The 24478-nt window shown below is 39.1% G+C and carries 23 protein-coding genes; 7 read left to right on the top strand and 16 right to left on the bottom strand.

Annotated features, from left to right (window positions below; genetic code table 11):
* Nucleotides 1–32: 32 nt before the first annotated feature.
* The 11 genes from BQ4443_RS02760 to BQ4443_RS02810 form a co-directional block, all read right to left on the bottom strand.
* A complete protein-coding gene (locus tag BQ4443_RS02760; protein WP_071057973.1) occupies nucleotides 33–1685 on the bottom strand; it encodes a TadA family conjugal transfer-associated ATPase in 1653 nt (550 codons plus the stop codon).
* Between the two features lie 12 nt (nucleotides 1686–1697).
* Entirely contained in the window at nucleotides 1698–3092 is a 1395-nt protein-coding gene (locus BQ4443_RS02765) for a type II and III secretion system protein family protein (RefSeq protein WP_071057974.1), read from the bottom strand.
* 96 nt (nucleotides 3093–3188) lie between these two features.
* On the bottom strand, nucleotides 3189–4166 hold the full coding sequence (gene cpaB, locus BQ4443_RS02770; protein ID WP_256330850.1) for a Flp pilus assembly protein CpaB: 978 nt from the start codon (nucleotides 4164–4166) through the stop codon (nucleotides 3189–3191).
* A gap of 23 nt (nucleotides 4167–4189) precedes the next feature.
* Entirely contained in the window at nucleotides 4190–4903 is a 714-nt protein-coding gene (locus tag BQ4443_RS02775) for a hypothetical protein (RefSeq protein ID WP_023948762.1), read from the bottom strand.
* Nucleotides 4900–5637, bottom strand: coding sequence for a hypothetical protein (locus tag BQ4443_RS02780; RefSeq protein WP_023948764.1), 738 nt, complete (start codon nucleotides 5635–5637; stop codon nucleotides 4900–4902). Before BQ4443_RS02780 ends, BQ4443_RS02775 begins: the two co-directional genes overlap by 4 nt.
* Complete coding sequence (locus BQ4443_RS02785; protein ID WP_143000530.1) at nucleotides 5624–7045, bottom strand: Tad domain-containing protein; 1422 nt, start codon at nucleotides 7043–7045, stop codon at nucleotides 5624–5626. Before BQ4443_RS02785 ends, BQ4443_RS02780 begins: the two co-directional genes overlap by 14 nt.
* Entirely contained in the window at nucleotides 7045–7326 is a 282-nt protein-coding gene (locus tag BQ4443_RS02790; protein WP_071057977.1) for a hypothetical protein, read from the bottom strand. Before BQ4443_RS02790 ends, BQ4443_RS02785 begins: the two co-directional genes overlap by 1 nt.
* A 181-nt stretch (nucleotides 7327–7507) precedes the next feature.
* A complete protein-coding gene (locus BQ4443_RS02795) occupies nucleotides 7508–8455 on the bottom strand; it encodes a hypothetical protein (RefSeq protein ID WP_143000531.1) in 948 nt (315 codons plus the stop codon).
* Nucleotides 8456–8739: 284 nt separating this feature from the next.
* Entirely contained in the window at nucleotides 8740–9396 is a 657-nt protein-coding gene (gene ung / locus BQ4443_RS02800; protein WP_071057979.1) for a uracil-DNA glycosylase, read from the bottom strand.
* Between the two features lie 264 nt (nucleotides 9397–9660).
* Nucleotides 9661–10707: a c-type cytochrome gene (locus BQ4443_RS02805; RefSeq protein WP_071057980.1), complete on the bottom strand. Its 1047-nt coding sequence runs from the start codon at nucleotides 10705–10707 to the stop codon at nucleotides 9661–9663.
* 19 nt (nucleotides 10708–10726) lie between these two features.
* Nucleotides 10727–11377 (bottom strand): c-type cytochrome, encoded by a 651-nt coding sequence (locus BQ4443_RS02810; protein WP_071057981.1) that lies wholly within the window; start codon nucleotides 11375–11377, stop codon nucleotides 10727–10729.
* 436 nt (nucleotides 11378–11813) lie between these two features.
* On the opposite strand from BQ4443_RS02810, the gene BQ4443_RS02815 reads away from it, so the two are divergent.
* Nucleotides 11814–12566, top strand: a complete 753-nt coding sequence (locus BQ4443_RS02815; RefSeq protein WP_071057982.1) for a glutathione S-transferase family protein — start codon at nucleotides 11814–11816, stop codon at nucleotides 12564–12566.
* Between the two features lie 110 nt (nucleotides 12567–12676).
* Here BQ4443_RS02815 and BQ4443_RS02820 read toward each other — a convergent pair whose 3' ends face one another.
* From BQ4443_RS02820 to proC, 5 genes are all read right to left on the bottom strand, one after another.
* Nucleotides 12677–13378 carry an ABC transporter ATP-binding protein gene (locus tag BQ4443_RS02820; protein WP_023952885.1) on the bottom strand — a complete coding sequence of 234 codons (702 nt, stop codon included), beginning with the start codon at nucleotides 13376–13378 and terminating at the stop codon, nucleotides 12677–12679.
* A 2-nt stretch (nucleotides 13379–13380) separates the two neighbouring features.
* A complete protein-coding gene (gene livG, locus BQ4443_RS02825; RefSeq protein WP_071057983.1) occupies nucleotides 13381–14145 on the bottom strand; it encodes a high-affinity branched-chain amino acid ABC transporter ATP-binding protein LivG in 765 nt (254 codons plus the stop codon).
* Nucleotides 14142–15374 (bottom strand): high-affinity branched-chain amino acid ABC transporter permease LivM, encoded by a 1233-nt coding sequence (locus BQ4443_RS02830; RefSeq protein ID WP_023952883.1) that lies wholly within the window; start codon nucleotides 15372–15374, stop codon nucleotides 14142–14144. Before BQ4443_RS02830 ends, livG begins: the two co-directional genes overlap by 4 nt.
* Nucleotides 15371–16294 carry a high-affinity branched-chain amino acid ABC transporter permease LivH gene (gene livH / locus BQ4443_RS02835; RefSeq protein WP_023952881.1) on the bottom strand — a complete coding sequence of 308 codons (924 nt, stop codon included), beginning with the start codon at nucleotides 16292–16294 and terminating at the stop codon, nucleotides 15371–15373. Before livH ends, BQ4443_RS02830 begins: the two co-directional genes overlap by 4 nt.
* A gap of 210 nt (nucleotides 16295–16504) precedes the next feature.
* Nucleotides 16505–17329: a pyrroline-5-carboxylate reductase gene (proC, locus tag BQ4443_RS02840; RefSeq protein WP_023952879.1), complete on the bottom strand. Its 825-nt coding sequence runs from the start codon at nucleotides 17327–17329 to the stop codon at nucleotides 16505–16507.
* 226 nt (nucleotides 17330–17555) lie between these two features.
* On the opposite strand from proC, the gene ugpB reads away from it, so the two are divergent.
* The 6 genes from ugpB (at nucleotide 17556) to BQ4443_RS02870 (ending at nucleotide 24272) form a co-directional block, all read left to right on the top strand.
* On the top strand, nucleotides 17556–18863 hold the full coding sequence (gene ugpB, locus BQ4443_RS02845; RefSeq protein ID WP_023952877.1) for a sn-glycerol-3-phosphate ABC transporter substrate-binding protein UgpB: 1308 nt from the start codon (nucleotides 17556–17558) through the stop codon (nucleotides 18861–18863).
* An 81-nt stretch (nucleotides 18864–18944) separates the two neighbouring features.
* The gene (gene ugpA, locus BQ4443_RS02850) at nucleotides 18945–19826 is read left to right on the top strand and encodes a sn-glycerol-3-phosphate ABC transporter permease UgpA (protein WP_071057984.1); all 882 of its coding nucleotides are present in this window, start codon (nucleotides 18945–18947) and stop codon (nucleotides 19824–19826) included.
* 11 nt (nucleotides 19827–19837) lie between these two features.
* Nucleotides 19838–20683, top strand: a complete 846-nt coding sequence (gene ugpE, locus BQ4443_RS02855) for a sn-glycerol-3-phosphate ABC transporter permease UgpE (RefSeq protein WP_023952875.1) — start codon at nucleotides 19838–19840, stop codon at nucleotides 20681–20683.
* A 12-nt stretch (nucleotides 20684–20695) separates the two neighbouring features.
* Nucleotides 20696–21778, top strand: a complete 1083-nt coding sequence (locus BQ4443_RS02860) for a sn-glycerol-3-phosphate import ATP-binding protein UgpC (RefSeq protein WP_071057985.1) — start codon at nucleotides 20696–20698, stop codon at nucleotides 21776–21778.
* Nucleotides 21779–22179: 401 nt separating this feature from the next.
* Complete coding sequence (gene tnpB / locus BQ4443_RS02865) at nucleotides 22180–22572, top strand: IS66 family insertion sequence element accessory protein TnpB (RefSeq protein WP_083331833.1); 393 nt, start codon at nucleotides 22180–22182, stop codon at nucleotides 22570–22572.
* 86 nt (nucleotides 22573–22658) lie between these two features.
* The gene (locus tag BQ4443_RS02870) at nucleotides 22659–24272 is read left to right on the top strand and encodes an IS66 family transposase (protein WP_143000532.1); all 1614 of its coding nucleotides are present in this window, start codon (nucleotides 22659–22661) and stop codon (nucleotides 24270–24272) included.
* Nucleotides 24273–24478 lie beyond the last annotated feature (206 nt).

The raw sequence follows: 24478 nt of genomic DNA on the forward strand, positions 1-24478 counted from the left end.
TTCTTATCGTTGATTCTCAAATGCTTTATTACTTAACACCCTGCAGGTGCCATGCTTGTTTGTGTAAACAGCGATGGGGATAATTGAAGACTTCCTTCTTGTCTTAATTGCTCAAAACATGCTGGTAGAATTCCTTTCCCAATAAATCGCTGAGTGGATTTATCATAAGAAAATATTTCTTGTGCTTTGATAACACCACTTTCCATCCCTCCTATTTCAGTAATTGAAGAGATAACCCGCCTACCAGAAGGCAACCTCGCTTGCTGCACAATAAAATGCACACTATTCGAAATTTGCTCTCTTATTGCTATGAGTGGTAAATCCATATCCGCCATCATAATCATGGTCTCTAAACGCGATAAAGCATCTCGTGGGGAGTTAGCATGCAAGGTAGTTAACGATCCTTCGTGTCCCGTATTCATTGCTCCCAACATATCAAATGCCTCAGCTCCCCTACACTCCCCGACAATAATCCTATCTGGACGCATCCGTAGAGCATTTCGGACTAAGTCGCGAATACTGACAATACCTTTTCCTTCATTGTTAGCTGGTCTAGACTCTAGACTAACCAGATGATGATGATTCAATCTCAATTCAGCAGCATCTTCAATCGTAATAATACGTTCGTGACTAGGTATAAAATGAGAGAGTATGTTAAGTAATGTTGTCTTTCCAGATCCTGTACCTCCTGAAACAATGACATTTTTTTTATGCTCAATACATAATTGCAAAAACTCTGCCATACAGTTATCTAGTGCCCCTAACTGAATTAACTCTGCTATTTGTGGTCTGTGCTGAGTAAATTTTCGGATAGTGAGACTTGCCCCCTTCAATGCAATAGGAGGAATAATGGCATTAACACGTGAACCGTCTGCTAAACGCGCATCTACCATTGGCGAACTCTCATCAATTCGACGTCCTATTGGTGAAACAATACGCTCAATAATGCTTAAAACAGCTTTTTCACTACTAAAAGTAGCTTGACTTTGCATTAACTTTCCAGCACGTTCAATATAAATCTCATCAAATTTATTCACCATAATTTCTGTGATTGATTGATCTTTAAGCAATGGTTCTAACGCCCCTAAACCAACAGCTTCATCCAGAATAATTTGCTTTAATACTTGTCTATCAATTTGCTCATCTAGTTCAGTATCTTCTTCAATAATTCGGCTTAATAATTTATCTGCATCCACTCTTAATGCACTATCACTCAATGTAGCTATATCCCTTTTACGTAACTCTAATGCCTCAAGCAATGCTATATGTAGCCGTTGATGATGTTGCAAATATTGAGCATTTATCACTTTTTCAGCATCAACAAAATGAGGCTGAATAAATTCTTTTAATCTATCAGTAGGAGGAATAATCTGAACATCCTCATCAGGACTTTCTGGCTCTTCTATCTCTAAGATTTTAATCAAGCAAGGTCCTATAATGATTTCATCTTGTCGCTTTAAGGGACCTCCTATAGCAATACGATTACCGTTTAACAAAGTCCCTGACAAAGAGCCATGATCTTCTACATAATAATCACCCTCTTTCTGTATAAATGTGGCATGATGCTTAGAAACTCGCCAGCTTTTTAACACTAAATCCATTTCTTTAGTTTTGCCTACTTTAAAAGGAATAGCGATATATTCAATACTGCTATGCCCGTCTTCATAGAGGAGTTCTACTTTCATAAAAAGTTACCCTTATGGTTTAGAAAATGATGATGGTTTATGAATATTAACTGGAAAGCGTTTTTTTACCTCAGTCGTTATGGATGATTGATATTTTTGCCCCACAGACTCAATCACGGGTTTCTTCTCGATAACAGGTGACGCTTGTATATCTACATTCAATATAGGAGCTTCCTCAAAACTGCTATTAATCACAGCTCGGCTACGATTCACTCGTGTTTGCAATGATTGATTAGACGATGACACAATAACTGGTCGAACAATAATGACTAGTTCTGTCTCATTTTGCTGGAACTTACGTGATCTGAATAATTCGCCTAATACAGGCATATCGCTCGTTCCTGGCATACGTTCCATGCCTTGCAATTGCTCACGTGAAATAAACCCTGAAAGGACTAAAGGCTCCCCTGATTTCACATTAAACTCAGTTGATGTACGGCGTGTTTTTAACGCTGGACCACCGGTTAAACTAATAGAACTATCAACTGAGCTAACTTCTACCTGAATTTTTGAGCGGATCGTGCCATTTTTCTCAATTCTTGGTGTAATAAATAAACTCACTCCATAAGGTTTAAAAACAGTTTGAGTATTCCCATTTGCATCAACCATTGAGTAAGGGACTTCACCCCCCGCTAAAAAATCTGCCGTAGACCCACTACGCGCCATTAACTGTGGTTGAGCCAAAATAACTGCACTGCCTTGGCTCGCTAATGCCTGTATAGATGAACTCAGCAACGCATTTAAACTTGCAAAACCAACTAATTTACCTAAGGGAGCCTCAATTCCAACTTGACCCGGCCTATTAAGAATCGAAGAGACTCCTGCATCTAAAGATGTTCCCAATTGAAAGCCTCCTTGTGAACCATTCCCCCATTTCACGCCCAATTCTTGTAGGTAATGCCTAGGTAACTCTAAAATCTGCACATCTAACATCACCATCTCATCCCACCCTACCTGACTACTCATATCAACAATTTGCGGATAATGTGTTACTAATTTTTGAACTTTTTCTCTATCCGCATCAGTCAAACGATCGCCTTCCACAATAATTTTTTCTCCTACAATAGTGGCCTTAACATTAGGAATACGATTAAGCATTTTTTTAATATCTAATAAGGTCTTATTATCTTTTGCTGAGTTAACATCTACGGTATAACTCTTACGCTCACCACTCTCATTCCATATTTCTAATGTAGATTTACCTTCTGCTCGACCAAATAGTATTAGCTCTTTTTCATCATCCGTACTTGCATTAAGCACCTTACTATCTCCAATCGCCACCCGAGCAATCTTTTCTATGGTGAGTACTTTAATTTCGCCCACTAACATGGAAATAGACTCTTGTGCATAACTTACTGTTGTTCCCAGAGACATAAGCCATACACAAGCTATTTGTTTAAAAAACATTTTCTCCTCCTAAACTAATGCATCACCTAGCATTTGTTTTTCATTTATGACATGTAAATATCCAGAACTACTCAGTATCTGCTCCCTTTTATAAAGCTATGGCTGATCTAAGCCACTATTAAGAGGTTCTTCGGTTAAGCCAGATACAGGATTATTTTTAGGTAAACTATTAATCCATGCACTCACAATATCTTCCTGCCCTGGTATCTCAATAATAGATTTATCTTTATTCATCTCATTATCATTAACGCTAGTCTCTTTTTGACTTGTCAGGGCATTCAATTTCTTATTGTCTGTATCCCCATAGATCACACTAGTCTTTTTCTTTGGCTTAACTACTGGATTAGCTATGCCTAGTATTGTGGCTAAATCACCTCTTATCCCTTTTTGCACTGATTTACTATCATGAGGATTTCTAAGTAAGGCGGTGATATGCCCTGACTGTCTAGCTGCCACTAACTTTGCTGCCTCTTCAGGAGCAGTATCCAAGGTTACTGTTGAATAAATATTTTCTTCACCTGTGTCACTTTGCCGACTTTGCTTTCCGGTTGCCATCACTAATACACCTTGTAATAAAGGTGCTGTAATTTGGCGTTGTCGATATTCAAAGGACACATATAAATCAATTAAATCGCCGGGAACTAACATACCTGACACTGAATTGATACTATCAACTGGCATAGTGACCGCTCTACGCCCAACATTAATTTTTTCTGAAAAAGGTTGTTGAGTTGGATTGGTAATATGAAGCCACAGTAAAGGATCTCCTTTTTTTAATGTTGCTGTTAGCACTTGCCCTTCAATTTGAATAAATTGCTCTGGTGTCAAACTATCACTCATCACTAAATCTTGTGGATACTCTCGTACAGCAATATGAGCTGCTTCTATTTTGGTACCCTGTGGTAAGTCATAAGCAGCGACTATTCTCTGTACAGTAGTGACTTTTGATTTAGCTTCAAGTTCTTCTACTTTTTCCTGTATATATTGTTGTGTTGATAGTGCAGCGATAATACCAGCACCAAGGGCAATCGCTAGTAAGATAATGGTTGTACGCTTAAACTGAATTCTCATCATTACTCCAAAATTCGCTTATTTACCTAAGGGTTCTTCACCGACAAATTACTTAACATTAGATGTAATAATGTTTTCTGCTGGTGATGATGAAAGGTATAAAAAATCTGATACCCCTCTTTATGCCAAGTGTTTAAAGAATAGTTTGTCTGAGTTTGCTGCCAGCCCGTTCGTTTTAGTCCTTGAACTAAAGAAGACTCACTTTGTGATAGTGGTGAAGGCAATTCATAAATCCATTGTCGCATCGCTGAAGGATTATCAACTTCGATATCTAACAGTAATTTTGCTGTAGGTTCTAGCCATGACAATGGCTGTAAACCTGATGTTCTGTAATATGAAGACATCACACTAAACGTTCCTGAATAAGCCTGATCTACCAATCGTTTAATCCATAACACGCCATGGAAGTGCGTCTGATTAATTTCTAGTAATAGTTGACCGGGGAAAACATGGATAAACGTAAACGGATGCTTACCATACTCAAAAAAACTCAATAATTGCTCAAAACCACTTTTCCCTTCAATTGTCCAGACAACTTGAGGCAAAGAGAAAACATACGCTTGCTGTAACAACTGTATTTTTTCAAGTGGCAATTGATTAAATAATTGCTCTCCTTGTTGTTTAAGTTCAGACAAAGTCGTATGTTGAACAAGCGAATTATTACCATTCATCTCTCTAGGCTGTGCTTGTGCATCCATCAGCATCAATACAGCACTTAGCAATAGAAAGAAAACTCTCATTCTTTACTCCTTTCTAAATGATGCTTTGGCACTAAACCAGCCCACGGTCTTAACCAATCAAATACAGGTTTAGCTCTAGCAAATCCTTCATCAACTCCTTCTGCATATCGCTGAATATGTCGACCTAACTGATAAGACTCTAGAGCAACATCTTTCCATGCTCTAGCCGATATTCCTGCACGTTGATTAGCCTCACTATCATTAGATGAATGTTCCGCATCAACCAATATTGATGTATGCCTTTTCATCGAAATTTGCTGCCGATCAAAAAAACCAATATCTATACCCAATGCTGTTTTCTCATTAGAAATCTGTGTATAGTGAGGTTTAGTCGTTACACTAACATGAGCAATCCCTTTATCCTCAATTCCCCACTCTTTACGCAATACAGAGGCTTTTTCATGTTGCATACCTACCTGCATATTCGCCGATAGTTTTTCTTGACGATTAATATCAATAGACAAATTATTTGCTTGAATAATTCGTTGCTGCCTTCTATCTAACCAATACCTTGCTGCTCCCAAAAAGTATTCGTCTTGCACTTCTTGGCTGTCAATATGATCCAAACGACGAGTGAGTTGAAATGCAGCATATCGACTAGCATTGCTTTGTTGATAACTAATATCCAATAGTTTTCCTAGCCAAGAAATCGCAAAAAACAAACTAATCAGTACTAAGAAAACTATTAATGATTCAGCTATGCCTTGTCCTAAATAACACTTAAGGTTTTTCATAAAATCTCCTCTCTGGTAGACTTATAAGACGAGCTTGCCAATAGGGATGCCATAAATTTGCACGCTCTACATAACCATCATTTCTTGATATAGGACGCTCAAAAAAGGTTTCAGCAGCAGACTGTACGGTTAATGTTTGTGTCTGAACTTTAGGTTGAGTTAGGGTCAAAACAAAGGCTAATTGTTCATTTTTACTATCAGCGATATCAACATATGGAACTAGTCCTCCCCCTTTCCAGCGATGCCTCTCACTAATTGCTCGAGAATTTGCTAAAGGGTTGTTTTCACCGGTAAAAATATCCCATTGAGTCGTTTTTTTAACCCACCGCCAAAAATCATCTTTAGAAAAATCAGCTGGAGGCTCCTGACTATATTCAATACCTTCTGGTACGGAGTCCGACTGTCCTGGCACCCATCCCCAACCCATGGGATACTCTCGGTAATAACAACCAATCCATTTATTTGATCTCAAGGCATGATATGACTGCGTATCCATAGATTGCCAATTACCTTGCTCATTCAAAATGGTTTCTCCTCTACGCCGTAATTCATGACGCAAATGAGGGCAACGATGGCTAACAGGCAATAGACTTTTTTTCGTGTTATTTCTAGGTTTCAAAAAATCATATACCTGAGCTACATCCGCTAAAAGTGAACGATAATTTGCTTTAGGTTTAAACAGTTGCGTGAATTGTTGCTCATCTTGATTATCTATAGACCACGTTAGCGTCTGAGCTGAAGTAGCTTTTTTTGCTTCATTGATAAATAGTGACAAGGTGTTTTTAGCTGGCAGACTACTGTCTCTTGTCCCAATAGATAGGCTATTTAAGTCTCCTATCACCTGTTTTTCTGGGTAATTACTTTCTAGAATTTTTTGAATTGTCAGATTTCGGCTTTGCTCCATCGTCTTGCGAATGTATAAACTACTCGCCAATAAAACTTTTTCAACGATCTCATCATGCTTAATAAATTGCTGATGTAAGTGCTGATACTGATGGGCTATTGTGGACAGAGTAAAACTCTTTTGTGCTGCTTGATAAGCTTTTGCATGTTTAGCACCAAAATGTGTAGCGATTACCCATACTGGCGGATTTGCCGATGATAAGGACCGGTTCTCCGTACTAGCTAATTTAGCCCAAGACCCTAATGTCACCAGATGAGCCATTGCCATCTGGTGACCAATCTGAGCAATATTGATATAGGCTTGCATATTTAACGCTCTCGCTTGCATCAACGCACCAGAGTACGCCGCAGCATCCACAGAATGAGTTTGCCTTAATTTTTCGCCAATTAAGCGTCCATTACTGTAAAGACCAATCAAGGCTAGAATCAATACACTCATTAAACTAAGTCCTAGTATAAGTGCCTGACCTTGACGATATTGGATGCCGTATTTGTTGCACATCATTAGTTTCCAGCAGACGCATTGCCTGTAAAACTTTTCAACGATTTAGCCGCTGTTTGTGCGGAGGCGTTTTGTGCCGCCGTCTGTGCATTTTGAGACTCAGAACTACCGTCCTCTCCAGCCAACTCCTTGGCCATGGCGGCAGTTTGGGAACGAACAACTTGACCGAATAATTGATAAACACCAATAGCAGCAACTGCTACAAGTGCCACAATGACAATATACTCTGTCATTGCCTGACCAAGTCGTTTTGAGGATAATTTGGGGGATGTAGTGATAGACATATAAGCTCCTTAGAAATATTCAGAGCTTATAGTGTCCTGTAAAAATCAATTAAAAACTATTCGTAAAATTAGCATTGGATAAAGCTGTCATACCTCAAACTTATTTTCGCAAAGATGGTTTTATATCACTCCTCGTTGCCATAAACTTTTACGTTTCATGATAGACTCCTTTACAAATAGGCTATAACACACTTCCTTTTTCAACTCTATAGGTTTTAATCAACGATTTTTCTGGGGGTAATTTATCATATTTCTTGAGCACATCAATTTTCAAATACGCATTTGGCTCATCAATCTTATTGTTTGCCTCATAGTGATTATTACGTTGATTAATATGATAATCGCCTAAGTCAATCCTCCTCTGTATATCTTCTACCTCCATATCATCCGTATTTAACAATTTATAGTCAGCGTTAAAAGCTTGCTGATAATACATTTCTGCCTCTTTAAGAAACTCAGCATCCTCTCCTTCCTGTGGTAAGGCTTCTTTATAAATGATTTGCTGCGGATTTTCTGGTGAAGATAGTCCATTTTGTACTAATAGATATTCAGTCGTAGGAACAAATTGACTAGAGCCAACATAGTCAATATAGATATCATTGTATAATCCAAGGTTAAAAGCGACTATCTCATCATTTGGTTCGCCCTTAGCTAATAAGAAAAACTCTTTAGATGTCAACGCATGCTGAAACTTATAAGGGGGAGGAGTTTCCTCTGTTTCTTTAACGACCCTCTGTAATTTATCGGCTTGAAAACCAAAATATACTTCATCATAAGGACCTCTAGAAAAAAGAAATCGAACATCATGAACAATGTCAGGATTTTTTCTAGCATATACCTGAAACCTTGATGTAGGATTCATTGGCTTTAAAATAAGCTTATATCCATTCGTTTGCTCCATTTCCCATTTGCCAACCACCAAGGTAGCAAAAGCTATCTGAACAAATTGTTGATTTTCTAAAATGGCTAACGTACTGCCTCCCATCCCGTCACTACTACTATCAGGAAAACGATAAAGTCCCACTACATCATGTTGGATAGAGGCATTGGCAGGAGTAAATGAAAAAAGCAGGATAAAGACGAAAAAAGGTTTTATTAAATGAATAAATTGTTGAGGACAAAAAAACAAGCTTACAAGGTATGCAAAATATTTTTTTGCATAACGCTCTCCCTTTGAACAAAATTACTTTATCTAACAAAATTAGGATAATTTTTATTTTTTATATGTCTTTAATAGATTTATTGTCGTTTAATAGCTATCTTTAGTAATGCTAATCTAAGCAATTATAAAAATTCCATTACCCAAAAAAACTAGTAAAAACCCTAAAATTCACCCTAAAAATAGCTAATATTCATACCATTATGCTAATAAGCTATTCATTGCTCGTAAGATTTACAGCGACCTCAACCTAGCTACACTTGCCAATTGATTGGGGTCTCTCCTCTATTAACAAGATAGGCATTTGTTTGAGAAAAATGGTGATTCCCTAAGAAACCACGATGAGCAGATAGTGGTGAAGGATGAGCACTTGTCAATACTAAATGTTTTTGTCTATCTATTAGTGCCCCTTTTTTTTGTGCATGGCTACCCCATAATAAAAATACCACGCCCTCTCGTTCCTCATTTAGTACCTGAATTACCTTATCAGTAAATCTCTCCCATCCCCAACTGGCATGAGAATGTGCCAATCCTGCTTGTACAGTAAGAACAGTATTTAATAGTAGCACTCCTTGATCCGCCCATTTTTTTAAATAACCATGTAATGGAATTTTGAAACCAGAAATATCGCGTGATAGCTCTTTATAGATGTTTTTTAATGAAGGCGGAATATCTACCCCCTCTTGAACGGAGAAAGCCAATCCATGCGCTTGATTAGGTCCATGATAAGGATCTTGTCCCAAAATGACGACTTTCACCTCTGCAAAATTAGTATAACGAAAAGCATTAAATACATCTTTAGCGGCAGGATAGATCGTCCCTAATTGCCTTGCATGATGAACTTTATCAAGTAACTGAATAAAGTATTCTTTCTGCTTTTCTGCACCAATCGCTTCTACCCAAGTTTGCATACTTCTCTCTCATAACTAAGATGAACTATCATACAAAAGTTTAACTAATTACACCAGAAAAAATAGAGTCTATAACTAATAATAATTACGAGTTATGACTGTAGATGAAGAGCTGTCCTTTCGGCGTGCTGATTTTTATGAATAAGAAAAGCGGCTCGTCAAAATCCAACCACGCTCTATAAACAATCTGAGCCTGTAATCAAGGCTGATTACAGGCTCTAGCTTTAAATAGTAGAAAGACTATCTACAGTTCAAACATGGCAATTATTTTGCTTGACCAGAAAAATCTCTTGATCGTAATGCATCAGGCTTTAAGAAGTCTTTATGACCCACATTCTTATGATCACCCAATAATTTACCATTTACTTCCAAACCATAAAGCGTATCCTTATGGAACGTTTTTTCATATTTAGCACGAGTTTCTTTAACATCCCCAGTATAACGAGGGTCTTGTGGTCTTTCTTGGCTATTAACGTACTGTGCAAGATCCCAAGCTTCTTGATCCGTCAAACTCGGCGCCTTACCCAGTGGCATATTGTATTTAATAAAGGCAGCTAGCGTAAATACACGTGCTGCACCAGCTCCCCAGTTAAATGAGTCATCACCCCACAAGGCTGGGAATTGTACTTTACCATTCTGCACCAAACCAGCCCCATTTTCACCGTGACACGCAGCACAATTCTGTTCATATAATGCCTTACCTCGCGCAAAATCAGGTTTCTCAGCAGGATCTTTAAGTTTTGGATAGCCTCGACCATATAACTTCACGTCTGGATACACCGGCACACCTTTAGCCAACCATTGATGATACGCTGTTAATGCCACCATATCATCACTGCCATACTCAGGTGGTTTTCCATTCATTGAGAAACTAAAACAGCCAACAATTCGCTCTTCAAGATTATTCACATGACCATTTTTGCCACGAAAATCAGGTAAGGTCACAACTGCAGCCCAAACAGGTCCAGCAAACGGACGTCGGCCTTCACCCATATGACAACTGACACAGTTCATATTGTTAAAAACATTCTTACCTTTAAGCTGTTGAGTATTTGTAAACAAATCATACCCTCTTTTGATTGCCTCTTTTAATTTAGGATGAATATTAGAAGCTTCTAAGTCAGCCATTGACGGTGGAATATGCACAAACTCATCATCTTTAGGCTCAGGCGCATTAGGCAACATTGCTTTTAACGTTGCTCGCTCTTCTGGCGTAAGATCTTTACCCATTTTACTAATTTGAACAGCATGAGCTTGCGAAGCAAAAACACCTGCTAGAATAAAACTTAATACCGAAAATTTTCTTAACATATGCTTTCCCCTGACTTAATTATTTAGCGACTGTTGCAGGTTGAGATGCAAACCAAAGCGATACAGCTTGAATATCTTTTTCAGATAATCGATTGGCAATAGGCTTCATTAGACCAAGTAAATCATTGTTACGTGTACCTTTTTGCCATGCTTCTAATTGTTGCTTAATATATTCAGGTGCTTGACCATTCAAATTAGGGAAATTAACGCCACTACCATACGCATTTTCACCATGACACTGTGCACAGGCAGGAATATAACGATCCCAATCACCTTTTGTCATCAATTGTTGACCTAACTCAAGTAACTCTTTATCACTTTCTTGAGGGGTAAATGTATCATGTACAACGGGTAAACTCGCAAAATAATTTGCTACGTCTTTTATTTGTTCATCATTAAGCATAGATACTATTGGTTTCATAGTGACATTGTCACGGGTACCATCTTTAAAGGCGTGAAGTTGTTTTACAAAGTAAGTAGGATTTAAGCCTGTAATACGTGGTCTTGCTTCCACGTTAGCAACAACCTGACCTCTTCCATCAGGCATATGACAGGCTGCGCAAACGGCAGCAACTTGTTTGCCCCTTTCTATCGATTGAGCATCTTGAGCAATACTCGGCAATGGGGATAACAAGGAAACTATTGTAGTTAAAAAAAATAATTTTTTCATCACCTCTCCTCTACTAAATTAATACTAATCTACTATTCGTTACTTATAACCATAAGTAATACAAATAACCCTATTAGACTTTTCTATCATATAAGGAATATGATAGCCTTTATTCTTTTTCATAACAATAAGGAATATCCTTATTTCCCTTGGAAATTATTATTTTTATCTAAAAATTTACTTATTAACACTTAAAAAATCCCCTATTAATTTATTAAAAATAATAGTTATTTTTTAACACTCAAAGACTATCTCACCACTTTTATTACACTGTCATTCCTAAAATAAATTCATTGTGGTAATAAAAATACATCACTATCGTAAGTTAGCATTTTTTAACATCAGTTTGAGTGATAATGCTATGTTTTATATAAGTTTTAAGTAGTTTCACGTAAAATAAAGTTTGGTATTCTCAAATTAACATTGAAGGGAACATATGATTACAATCCACCGTTTAGAAGCGCCTGGAGCTTATCGCACAGTATGGTTACTTGAAGAATTACAACTTACCTATCAAATTGGACATGTTTCACAGGATAATCCAAATGCGAACCTTTTTTCCCGCTCACAAGTGGCTTTAACCGATGGTTCTGAAACGATTGTGGGGGCTTACGCAATTGCTGATTACTTATTAAGTCGTTACGATAGAATGGGATTGCGCCCACCAATGGCATCTGCTCAATACACACTTTATCAACAATGGATTAATCATATTGAAGCAGACTTGATACCTTTATTTAATTTATATACTCAATCCGAAAAACTAGCTAATTCACGTGTACCATTTTTTGCACGCTCAATTCTTAAAAAAGCAGTGACAACCGCACTAAGCAATCCAAGTGCTGCTGATATTGAACAAAGCCTGCAACACATTGAGCGTAACTTAAATGAACATGGTTGGACCTGTGGTAGCTATTTCACCGCTGCTGATATTCAATTGAGCTATGTTCTTGAACAAGCTAAAGCAAAAGGAATGATTAACGAAACTAGCTTCCCTAATATTTATTATTTTTTAGAAGCTATTAACAATCGTCCTGCTTATAAAATTACTAAAGAAAAAATTGGCAACACTTCTTCCGAAGTTATACAGTCTGATACGCCTCTTGAACTCACTGACGACAACACCACTAAGGCAACTGGTGATGATGAACTTGATGAAAGTGATGCTAGAGAAGAAAATAAGTCTTAATGACCTAACTATTCTATAAAAATAAATTATTTTTTATATAAAATTTCCCCCATAATGAACACTATCTTTAGGAATCAATATGGGGGATAAGTTTATGGATAACCAGATTATTAATGTCCTAGATAAGCTTTACGAACATCGTCATTCACTAATAAATTGGCACCCGTATCTTCTAATACAACACGCCCTGTTTCTAGCACATAGCCACGATCAGCAACCTGCAAGGCTTTATTAGCATTTTGCTCAACCAAGAACACAGTAATACCCTGCTGACGAATAGTTTGAATAATTTCAAAAATTTGCGCAATAATTAATGGGGCAAGTCCTAATGTTGGCTCATCTAATAATAATAATTTTGGACGGCTCATTAATGCACGACCAATAGCTAACATCTGTTGCTCACCACCAGACATCGTGCCAGCACGTTGATTAGCCCTTTCCTCTAAGCGAGGAAACAAAGCAAAAACATGTGCGATACCTTCTTCGATTTCTTGTTTATCTAGAAAGAAACCACCCATTTTCAAGTTTTCTACTACGGTTAAGGCAGGAAAAACTCGACGCCCTTCTGGTGAAATTGCGATATCTTTACGCATAATGACATGTGTCTCGTGTTGTGTGACATCTTCACCAAATAGGAAAATTTTTCCTTCTGATGCTCTTGGATTACCACAAACCGTTTTCAATAAAGTGGTTTTACCAGCACCATTAGCACCAATCAAGGTAACTATCTCACCTTCATTAACCTCAATACTCACATTATGCAAAGCTTGAATAGCACCATAATGTGCACTGACATTTTCTAACTTTAGCACGGCTATTCTCCCAAATATGCTTTAATTACTTGAGGATCATTTTGAACTTCTTGTGGTAAACCAGTTACCAAAGGACGCCCCATTTCCATCACCATAATACGATCCGAAATATCCATAATCAGACTCATATCATGTTCAATTAATAGTACTGATATATCAAATTCTCGTCTAAGTTGATCAATCATCTTAGCTAAGTCTTTCTTCTCTTGAGGATTTAACCCTGCGGCTGGTTCATCAAGCAATAAAAGCTTGGGTTTTGTAATCATACAACGGGCAATTTCCAAGCGACGTTGGTGACCATAGGCAAGATTACCCGCTTCACGATTAGCGAACTCTTTTAAACCCATAAACTCAAGCCATCGAACAGCATTGTCTAACGCTTCTTTTTCACTACGTTTATAAGAAGGTAACTTAAATAAACCTGCTAAAAACCCTGCGGATAAATGGTTATGTTGAGCAACTAAGAGATTTTCTAATACCGTCAAATTCTTAAATAGTCGTACGTTTTGAAAGGTTCTCACCAAACCGTGATTAGCAACAACATGACTCGGTTTACCGGTAATATTTTCACCAAATAAAGAAATCTGCCCCTCAGAAGGACTATAAAAACCACTAACGCAGTTAAAGACTGTCGTTTTACCTGCACCGTTAGGCCCAATAATTGAGAAAATCTCATGTTTATGCACATCGAAGGTTACCTGATCAACGGCAACTAATCCTCCGAAACGCATTACTAAATTTTGCACAGATAATATCGTTTCACTCATGCTGAAATCTCCACGTGAGGACGTTTAATAGGTAACAATCCTTGTGGACGCCACATCATCATTAATACCATCACTAAACCAAAAATTAACATACGATACTCTGCAAACTGACGAGCCATTTCAGGGAGAACAGTCAATAAGATTGCAGCAAAAATTACCCCAACTTGAGATCCCATACCACCTAATACGACAATCGCCAAAATTAATGCTGACTCAATGAATGTAAATGATTCTGGATTGACTAGGCCTTGGCGAGCTGCAAAGAAGGCACCACCAAAACCAGCACACATAGCCCCTAAAGTAAATGCCGATAATTTAACTTTAGTCGGATTGAGTCCTAATGATCGGCAAGCAATTTCATCTTCACGAAGTGCCTCCCATGCACGACCAATAGGCATTCTCACTAAGCGATTAGATAACAGTAAGGTAAGAACGGCCAATGCCAATGCCATTAGATATAAATAAATGACTACATCCATATTATCAAACTTCCACCCCATCAATTGGTGGAAAGTTTGCTCACCTTCTGGTGCACGACGTGCCATGGTATAGCCCAAAACTGAAGGTTTAGGAATACCATTAATTCCGTCAGGACCACCTGTCCATTCATTTAAATTGACTAATAATAAACGAATGATTTCACCAAACCCCAATGTCACAATGGCCAAATAGTCACCACGCAAACGTAGCACAGGGAACCCCAATAAGAATCCAAATAATGCAGCCATTACTCCTGATAAAGGTAATGCCTCCCAGAATGTCCAGCCAGCCCAATGAAATAACAAGGCATAGGTATAAGCGCCTACCGCATAGAACCCTACAAAGCCTAAATCCAATAAGCCCGCAAAGCCCACTACAATATTTAGCCCTAACCCTAGCATGATATAAATAAGCACGAGTGTCGCAATATCGACTGAAACACGGTTACTAAAAAAAGGCCAAATAACGGCAATGGACACAACAACCAATAAAATTAGATTAATTTTTTTCGGACTAAATGTTGGCCATTGTGGCAAAGTCATTTTATTAAAAGTGGCGCTCTTTTGTAATAAAGGTTGTACCAACAGCTGGAATAAAAATACTAATAAACATCCCCAAGCAACAACACTATAGTGAGGTTCAATAACAGTTCCAATACCTTGACGTTTCAGTGTTAATCCAAAAATCGGTACAGCTAAAATAGCTGTCAAGGCCGTACTAAAAAAAGCGTTTTTTAAATTTTTAATCATACTTTTTCTACCTCTGGCTTGCCTAGTAAACCACTAGGTCTAAATAAAAGAATAAGAACAAGTAAGCCAAAGGCTACAATATCTTTATATTCAGAAGAAATATACGCTGCCGCGAAAGTTTCTGCGATACCTAATAAAACACCACCTAAAATAGCGCCAGGGATGCTACCAATACCACCTAATACTGCCGCCGTAAATGCTTTAATACCAGCAATAAATCCGATAAATGGATTTAATTTACCAATGGCAATGGCAATTAGCACTCCACCAACAGCGGCTAATACAGCACCCAGTACAAATGTGAATGAGATAACTTTATTAGTATCAATGCCTAACAAATTAGCCATTTGCATATCTTGAGAACACGCACGCGAAGCACGACCCATTTTAGAATTTTTGATATAAAGCGTCAGTGCTACCATCAATGCAAATACCACCACAATAATCAATAGTTTTGCATATGAAAGTGTTAGACTAAAATCCCCCCACTCGATATGATATGCGCCAGGCAGAATATTTGGTACTGCCACATCTTTTGCACCTTGCCCTAAAGCCACCCAGTTCTGTAAGAAAATAGACATACCAATTGCTGAAATGAGTGATACTAGCCGTGGGCTATTACGCAAAGGGCGATAGGCTACTTTTTCAACAGTATAACCATAACAACCCGTCACGAACGCTGCAATCACAATCATGCTCATAATCAATAAAGGCACAGGTATATCTCCCCCCACACCTAAAGCGGTGAGAGTAATTAACCCAACATAAGCACCAATCATATAAATTTCGCCATGGGCAAAGTTAATCATACCAATGATGCCATATACCATCGTATATCCAATTGCAATCATCGCATAAATAGCCCCTAAAGAGAGACCATTAAATAATTGCTGGAGAAATTGAGGTAAAAAGTTGTCCATTCCTACTCCAGTTAATACAAAATTACTAATAAATAAATCGTAAATCGCTTATTTTAATAACTAATAATAAAAATTTATACTAGGTTTAACGCTAGGATTTTACGTTACGATTAAAAAATTAATGCATTAAATTCCCTTAAAATGCACCATAAAAATGCACACTAATAACTTAATGCCAAATAACTTATCACTAAACAATATCCTTCTACCTCAGCCATGTTGTGAGAGTTCTTGAGACAACTCCTCTGCTCGTCTTGATGCAGCTAGCATTGCTTCTTCAACCATTTGAGCAAATCCTTTTTGTTCAAATTGTGCTAAAGCTGCCGCCGTTGTCCCTCCCTTAGAAGTAACATTTTTTCTCAATACCTCTGGTGAATCAGGTGATTGCTTTGCCAATAGCGCTGACCCAAGGATGGTTTGAATAGCCGATGCTTTAGCCGCTTCTTCAGTTAGACCCAATTTCATTGCTCCTGCGATCAATGATTCTATGAATAGAAATACATAAGCAGGACCACTGCCAGATAAGGCAGTCACTGCATTTAATAAGTTTTCATCATTGACACGAACCACTTGTCCAACAGCCTCTAATAGCTGCGTAGCTAAACCAATAGATTCTTGACTCACTCCTGAGCACGCATATAAACCAGTAACACCCTGCCCTATCATTGAAGGAGTATTGGGCATCGTACGGATTAAATTAGTATGATTTAACCATTCACATAGAGTTGTTGTCGTTAAGCCAGCTGCCACACTAATAACCAATGTATCTGGTTTAAGATAGGATTTGGTCTGATCAATAGCCTCCTTCATGGTTTGAGGTTTAACAGCATAAATCCATACTTGGCAATTAGATAATTGAGCTGTTGGTGTAGCATGTACTTGAACCCCCAAGGCTTGCCAAGGTTGCTTAGAGCGCTCACTATGATCTACTACATATAAATCTACATTCTGTACATTTGTAGCAAGAATACCACTACCTAATGCTCTTGCCATATTTCCACCACCAATAAAACCAATGGTTACTTTTTCGCTCATATAGCCTAACCTCTCTATAGATAAGATAAATAAAATACTTTTTTGCAGTTACTATAGTATGTCCTATTATGTATCACAATAAAATCCGTATAATCATGTAAAATTTTTTAAATTTTATAATAAAGACTTCACACATTTGTCACATACAAGTAATATTATGGTGCTCAGCTACAAGATGTGGCATCTTTATTTAGTAAGTTTGCACTCAATTATGGAGAGACAACTCATGAAATTTTTTCCCAAAGCACTATCATTAGCAACCCTATTAGCCGTAACTGGTACAGCTTCTGCTGCTACAGAAATCTCTTTCTGGCATTCTATGGAAGGAGCCTTAGGTGAACGCGTAAACGAAATCGTTGAAGGCTTTAACAAAAGCCAATCTGACTATAAAGTTGTAGCCACCTACAAAGGTAATTATGGCGAATCAATGAATGCTGGTATTGCTGCCTATCGTGCTGGTCAATCACCAGACATTATTCAGGTATTTGAAGTAGGTACAGCAACAATGATGTTCTCAAAAGGTGCAATCAAACCTGTTCAAGAAATGAGTGAAGAAGCTGGCAACCCTATCGATCCAGCTAAATTTGTACCTGGTATCGCTGGTTACTACTCAGAAGCTAATGGTAAACTAGCTTCTATGCCTTTTAACAGCTCTACTCCAGTGTTCTACTATAACAAGGACTTATTTGCAAAAGCTGGTTTAGACGTTAATAACCCACCAAAAACATACCAAGAAATCAACGAAGCAGCGAAAAAATTAAAAGCCGCTGGTGCAGAATGTGGTTACACAACATCTTGGCCTTCATGGGTTTTAGTAGAAAACTTCGGTGCATTACATAATGTTCCTTTTGCTTCTAAAAATAACGGTTTCGGTGGTTTAGATGCACGTGTTGATTTAACACAAGATGCTTTTGTGAAAAACTTTGAGTACTTAGCTCAAATGGCTAAAGATGGTACATTCACATATGCTGGTCGTGGTGATGCCGCTAATGGTCTATTCTCATCTGGTAAATGTGCTATGTTCACTGGTTCTAGTGGTTCACGTGCTGGGTTTATGAAAAATGCTAAATTTGAATTTGGTATTTCTAAATTACCTTACAATAGTGATATCGTTCAAAAACCTCAAAACAGTGTGATTGGCGGTGCATCACTATGGGTTTTCAATAAAAAATCAGCAGAGACTTACAAAGGTGTAACGGCTTTCTTCCACTATATTTCTAGTACAGAAGTGGCTGCTAAATGGCATCAAGAGACAGGTTATGTTCCTGTTGTGAAAGCTGCTTATGAAGCAACAAAAGCATCTGGCTTCTATGAGAAAAACCCAGGCACTGACGTTCCATTTGAACAATTAAACGTAGAAACAACAGATGCGTCTCGTGGTGTTCGTTTAGGTTTCTTACCTCAAATTCGTGATATCCAAGAAGGCGAAATGGAAAACTTATTTGCAGGTAAAGTATCTGTAAAAGATGCTTTAGCTGATATGACTAAACGTGATAATGAATTATTAGAGCGTTTTGAGAACAGCAATAAGTAATTCTTCGTATATAATTAATTGCTCTTTTCGAGGTACTGCGGGAATGTCTCCCGCAGTATTCATTATAAGGTTCGTCAATTTATGGAAAAACGAGTCGTCTTTACACACAAGGCACTTCCCTATTTACTATTAACGCCACAATTGGCGATTACGCTTATTTTTTTCTTCTGGCCTGCTGGTCAAGCTATTTGGAAATCTTTTTTTATTGAAGGAGCTTTCGGTGGTGATGCCGAATTTGTTGGGCTAAGCAATTACATTGCTCTCTTCAATGATCCTCATTATTATCAATCATTCTGGGTAACGATGATTTTCTCATCTTTAGTCGCCGTGATTGGTTTATCTGTTGCTTTGTTACTTGCCGTAATGGCTGATAGAGTGGTCAAATTTGCGACTACCTATAAAACCTTAATTATTTGGCCTTATGCTGTTGCTCCTGCTGTCGTCGGGGTACTTTGGGTATTTATGTTCTCCCCTGCTGTCGGGACAGTGGCTGTTTACCTAACTCGATTAGGCATTGATTGGAATCCGCAATTAGATGCAACAGATGCCATGGTATTAGTTGTCATGGCAGCGATCTGGAAGCAAATTTCCTATAATTTCTTATTCTTTTTAGCTGGATTACAATCTATCCCTCGCTCTCTCATTGAAGCCGCTGCCATTGACGGTGCTTCGCCTAGCAGACGTTTCTGGACTATTGTTTTTCCGTTATTATCACCAACAACATTCTTCTTATTGGTGATAAATATGGTTTATGCCTTTTTCGACACCTTTGCGATTATTGATATCACCACGCAAGGTGGTCCAGGATCATCAACCAATATTCTTGTTTACAACGTATACAAAACCGCCTTCAAATCATTTGATTACGGTTCATCAGGCGCTCAATCTGTCATTCTATTATTGATGGTTATTGTGCTGACTGTCATTCAATTCCGTTACGTTGATCGTAAAGTTCAATACTAAGGAGATACTTAATGGTTGAACGTCGTCCCTGGTTAGATTTTGTTGCACACGCTACCTTAATTATTGGTTTAGCACTAGTGGCCTTCCCTCTTTATATTGCATTTGTTGCATCAACACAAACAGCTCAAGAAGTAGCGAATGCGCCTATGTCACTATTGCCTGGCTCTCATTTTATCGAAAACTACAGCAATGCTTTAATTGGTGGTGGAAGAGCTAATGCCACCCCTGTCAGCAATATGTTATGGGTAAGTTTTGTCACAGCAATGATTATTGCTGTCGGTAAAATCACTATCTCCATGCTATCTGCCTTTGCTATTGTTTATTTTAGATTTCCTCTCAGAATGGTATGCTTTTGGCTGATTTTTATCACCCTCATGTTACCTGTAGAAGTACGGATTTCTCCAACATTTGAAGTCGTAGCTAGTCTAGGTCTTGTCAATACCTATGCGGGCTTAACATTACCATTAATTGCTTCTGCAACAGCTACTTTCTTATTCCGTCAATTCTTCTTGACAGTTCCAGATGAGTTAGTAGAGGCTGCACGCATTGATGGTGCTGGACCAATGCGCTTTTTCAAAGATATCCTTTTTCCTCTATCACGTACCAGTATAGCTGCTTTATTTGTTATTCAATTCACCTACGGCTGGAATCAATACCTATGGCCACTCGTCATGAAAACCTCAGAAGATTATACCCCTATCGTTTTGGGTATTCGCACGATGATTAGTGGTGGTGATGGCGTAACTAGCTGGAATTTAGTTATGGCCACAGCAATTTTAGCGATGTTGCCACCTGGGCTAGTCGTCTTATTAATGCAGAAATGGTTTGTTAAAGGCCTTGTTGACACAGAAAAATAAAGGAATGCAATTATGGCAACATTAAATTTTAAAAACGTAAAGAAAGTTTATCCTGGAAATGTCGCGGTCATCCATGGCGTTGATTTAGAAGTTAAAGATGGTGAGTTTATTGTTATTGTTGGACCTTCAGGCTGTGGTAAATCAACATTAATGCGTATGGTTGCTGGTCTTGAATCTGTATCAGATGGACAAATCGAGATTGATGGTAAAGTGGTCAATGACTTAGAGCCTGCTGATCGTGATATTGCAATGGTTTTCCAAAATTACGCACTCTACCCTCATATGTCTGTTTATGAAAATATGGCCTATGGTCTTAAAATTCGTAAACTTAGCAAGGAAGAAATTGATAAACGGGTTCAAGAAGCGGCTAAAATTCTAGAACTAAGCCATCTACTTGATCGTCGTCCACGCCAGCTTTCAGGTGGACAACGTCAACGCGTCGCCATGGGTCGTGCTATTGTCCGCGAACCCAAGGTCTTCTTGTTTGATGAACCACTTTCGAATCTTGATGCTAAATTACGTGTACAAATGCGTCTTGAAATTCAGAAATTACATCAACGCTTAAAGACCACCAGTCTGTACGTTACTCATGACCAAGTAGAGGCGATGACTCTAGCACACCGAATGGTTGTCATGAATAAGGGCTATGCAGAGCAAATAGGTACACCTGTTGAGGTTTTTGAACGACCAGCTTCCACTTTTGTGGCAAGTTTTATTGGTTCTCCACCAATGAACCTGATCAATGTGACGGTTGATGAACAAGGTATTATTAAAAGCGAATCTGGTATGTTGATGAACATTGATAATCAGGCTATCAATTCATCTGTTAAAGGGCAAAATGTTATTTTAGGTATTCGCCCTGAGCACCTCAGCCTACATATACCACAATTTCCTGTATCTGTAGAGATGGTAGAAATCTTAGGTTCGGAACAATTAATTCACTGTAAGTTAGATAATCAATCATTAGTACTCCGTGCTGATTTGCATGAAACAGATGGCATGAATATCAAAGCGGGTGATATGATTAAGATTGGTAGCAATCCAAAGTTCCCATTACACTGGTTTAATAAAGAAACTGGTCGTCGAATAGATTAAGAAGAAGATTGTCGTCTTACTAGCCACCCAACCTGTACTGTCAGTTGATAAGTACAGGTTTTTTTGTTATCTACATTATCGGCAAACTGTATAAGTTTTCTAATACGTCTGTATGAACTGTGTTTTGTTATCTGCATTACATCATCAGCAAATAGACACTATTTTTATCATCGGTATTATCCATAATGAGAAGTAACTATTTTTAACTATGATGCTATATAAACAGCTCACATAATAAAGTAAAGCGTATGTATAACCACAAAAAAGGCACCTAAATAAAATATTCAGGTGCCTCTATAGAGCTTAGTTATACTATTTGTTCGTAAGCGTCCGGTGAACACATGTATTCATTCCTGCTAAATTGCGCGACACTAAGGTTTTGTGTATGTTAGGAGAAATCAATGCCGTCTTTAATGCGTATCGAGACCGCCCAACGAGTGGGAATTCAAGAGCAAGCGTCTAGCCTACTGGCACTAGATAGAATCATCCTGGTGAGTGAGGCGACAGATTTACGAGCGGGGATGGATACCTTGCGCACTAAGGCAATTCAGCGCTTTGGTCAGGTGGCACCTCACGAAGCCTATGTGGTTATGAATCGCACGCACACGCTTCTTAAATTACTCATGCACGATGCGATGGGGGCGTGGCTATGTGTTCGTCGACTACATGAAGGACGCTTTCACGGTGCAGGCTCACGGATGAATCCGGCACTGTCAGCAGAACAACTGCAGGCCTTAGCCTTGGGGCTGCCTTGGCATCGTTTAGGTGAAGCCGGTATCTATCGTTATTGTTAGTTTGATCGTGAGCTAAGTGGGGCGATCTTGTCAATTAGGTATTCTCGGGATCGCTTATTTTATCGGCATAAGGCATACTACGTCTTATGCCGAATTCTTTTGCTTTTCTTTCCTCTGATTTATCCCAGTTAACTGCTGAGCAGTTGCGCGAACTCGTGCTGCAACAACAAGCCTTAATTGCTCAACAAGACGCATTGATTGTAAAAAAAGCAGCACAGGTGGAAGAAAAGGATCTGGCCTATCGTCGTGTTCTGAGCGCTTACGAACAAGTGAAGATGGAGTTGGCGATCTTAAGACGCATCAACTTTGCTAAACGTAGCGAACAGCTCCCTGACCTACAAGCGAAACTTTTTGAAGATGACGCCCATGAGGATCTGGCTGAGCTAGAAACGATGTTAGACAACATCGGTCAGCAATTAACGTCCATGAGTGGTCAAGAGCACACACCTCGCACACCGTCTCGTATGCGTTTGCCGGCGGAATTGCCCTCGGTGGATATTCATTATACGTTGGAAAGCACGACCTGTGGTTGTGGTGCTGAGATGCGTCATCTTGGGGATGAGGTGAGTCAGAAACTGGATTATGTGCCCGGTACTTTTAGCGTGGAGAATCACATTCGTCCGAAATACGTGTGTGATTGTTGCAAGACCCTCAATCAAGCGCCGGTACCTCCTCACATCATTGATAAGGGGTTGGCAACGACCGGACTGCTGGCGACAGTACTGATCATGAAGTATGCTGACCATCTGCCGTTGCACCGTCAAGAAGCCATCTTTGAGCGCAGCGGTGTACGCATTGCCCGTTCTACGCTGGCGGATTGGGTAGGCACCTGTGGCGCACAGTTACAACCGCTCGTTGATGCTTTACGCCAAGAGGTGCTCTCGCATTCGGTATTGCATGCCGATGAGACCCCCATCACTTACATGCACCATAAAAAGGGCAAAACGCAACGTGGTTATTTCTGGGTCTATGCCCCGGGTGCTTATGAGCAGATGAAAGCGGTGATTTATGACTTTAAGCCAGGTCGCTCAGGCGCTCATGCCCGCGAATTCTTAGGCGATTGGCGCGGTAGTCTGATGTGTGATGATTACGCCGGTTATAAAGCCCTCTTTGCCGATGAGCAAGTGATTGAGGGGGGATGTTGGGCGCATGCGCGTCGCAAATTCCACGATATTTACCAAGCCAACGGCAGCTCAGTGGCTGAACAGGCCTTACAACAAATCCAACGACTTTATCACTACGAGGCCGAGGCCAGGAACTTAAGTCCACCGGAGCGATTAGCCCATCGACAACGCCACATGGAGCCGGCACTTAAGCAATTAGAAAGGTGGTTGCGTAGTCAGTTTGAGCTGGTGCCGCCGAACTCGGCGATCGCCAAAGCCATTCGTTACAGCCTGAACAATTGGCTTGCCTTGACGCGCCTCTTGGAAGACGCTCAACTGCCGATGGATAATAATGCGGTAGAGAATTTGATACGTCCACTCGCGATTGGTCGCAAGAATTGGCTCTTTGTAGGTTCAGAGAAAGCGGGTCGACGTGCGGCTGCGGTGATGTCGTTAATTCAATCGGCTAAGCTCAATGGCCATGACCCTTATGCTTACCTTAAGGATGTGTTGGAACGATTGCCGACACAGAAAGCGAAGGACATTGCTGAGCTTCTGCCTCATCGTTGGCAAGCGCCAAACGACACCAAGAATTAACACAATGCCCCGACAAAATCGGGGCATTGAACGTTTAAAAACGGAAGTCAATCGGAGTTCACCGGACGCTTACGAAGTAACTATTTTTAACTATGATGCTATATAAACAGCTCACATACTAAAGTAAAGCGTATGTATAACCACAAAAAAGGCACCTAAATAAAAATATTCAGGTGCCTCTATAGAGCTTAGTTATACTATTTGTT

This window comes from Pelistega sp. MC2, assembly GCF_900099475.1.
Taxonomy (GTDB): Bacteria; Pseudomonadota; Gammaproteobacteria; order Burkholderiales; family Burkholderiaceae_B; genus Taylorella; species Taylorella indica.

Bases quoted from the DNA above. Each gene is read 5' to 3' on its own strand.
- ugpA (WP_071057984.1), top strand. From the start codon at position 18,945: ATGGAAAAACGAGTCGTCTTTACACACAAGGCACTTCCCTATTTACTA.
- ugpE (WP_023952875.1), top strand. From the start codon at position 19,838: ATGGTTGAACGTCGTCCCTGGTTAGATTTTGTTGCACACGCTACCTTA.
- BQ4443_RS02860 (WP_071057985.1), top strand. From the start codon at position 20,696: ATGGCAACATTAAATTTTAAAAACGTAAAGAAAGTTTATCCTGGAAAT.
- BQ4443_RS02790 (WP_071057977.1), bottom strand. From the start codon at position 7,326: ATGTCTATCACTACATCCCCCAAATTATCCTCAAAACGACTTGGTCAG.
- BQ4443_RS02830 (WP_023952883.1), bottom strand. From the start codon at position 15,374: ATGATTAAAAATTTAAAAAACGCTTTTTTTAGTACGGCCTTGACAGCT.
- BQ4443_RS02870 (WP_143000532.1), top strand. From the start codon at position 22,659: ATGCCGAATTCTTTTGCTTTTCTTTCCTCTGATTTATCCCAGTTAACT.
- BQ4443_RS02815 (WP_071057982.1), top strand. From the start codon at position 11,814: ATGATTACAATCCACCGTTTAGAAGCGCCTGGAGCTTATCGCACAGTA.
- BQ4443_RS02775 (WP_023948762.1), bottom strand. From the start codon at position 4,903: ATGAGAGTTTTCTTTCTATTGCTAAGTGCTGTATTGATGCTGATGGAT.
- livH (WP_023952881.1), bottom strand. From the start codon at position 16,294: ATGGACAACTTTTTACCTCAATTTCTCCAGCAATTATTTAATGGTCTC.
- proC (WP_023952879.1), bottom strand. From the start codon at position 17,329: ATGAGCGAAAAAGTAACCATTGGTTTTATTGGTGGTGGAAATATGGCA.
- ung (WP_071057979.1), bottom strand. From the start codon at position 9,396: ATGCAAACTTGGGTAGAAGCGATTGGTGCAGAAAAGCAGAAAGAATAC.
- BQ4443_RS02805 (WP_071057980.1), bottom strand. From the start codon at position 10,707: ATGTTAAGAAAATTTTCGGTATTAAGTTTTATTCTAGCAGGTGTTTTT.
- ugpB (WP_023952877.1), top strand. From the start codon at position 17,556: ATGAAATTTTTTCCCAAAGCACTATCATTAGCAACCCTATTAGCCGTA.
- livG (WP_071057983.1), bottom strand. From the start codon at position 14,145: ATGAGTGAAACGATATTATCTGTGCAAAATTTAGTAATGCGTTTCGGA.
- BQ4443_RS02780 (WP_023948764.1), bottom strand. From the start codon at position 5,637: ATGAAAAACCTTAAGTGTTATTTAGGACAAGGCATAGCTGAATCATTA.
- cpaB (WP_256330850.1), bottom strand. From the start codon at position 4,166: ATGATGAGAATTCAGTTTAAGCGTACAACCATTATCTTACTAGCGATT.
- BQ4443_RS02785 (WP_143000530.1), bottom strand. From the start codon at position 7,045: ATGATGTGCAACAAATACGGCATCCAATATCGTCAAGGTCAGGCACTT.
- BQ4443_RS02760 (WP_071057973.1), bottom strand. From the start codon at position 1,685: ATGAAAGTAGAACTCCTCTATGAAGACGGGCATAGCAGTATTGAATAT.
- tnpB (WP_083331833.1), top strand. From the start codon at position 22,180: ATGCCGTCTTTAATGCGTATCGAGACCGCCCAACGAGTGGGAATTCAA.
- BQ4443_RS02810 (WP_071057981.1), bottom strand. From the start codon at position 11,377: ATGAAAAAATTATTTTTTTTAACTACAATAGTTTCCTTGTTATCCCCA.
- BQ4443_RS02765 (WP_071057974.1), bottom strand. From the start codon at position 3,092: ATGTTTTTTAAACAAATAGCTTGTGTATGGCTTATGTCTCTGGGAACA.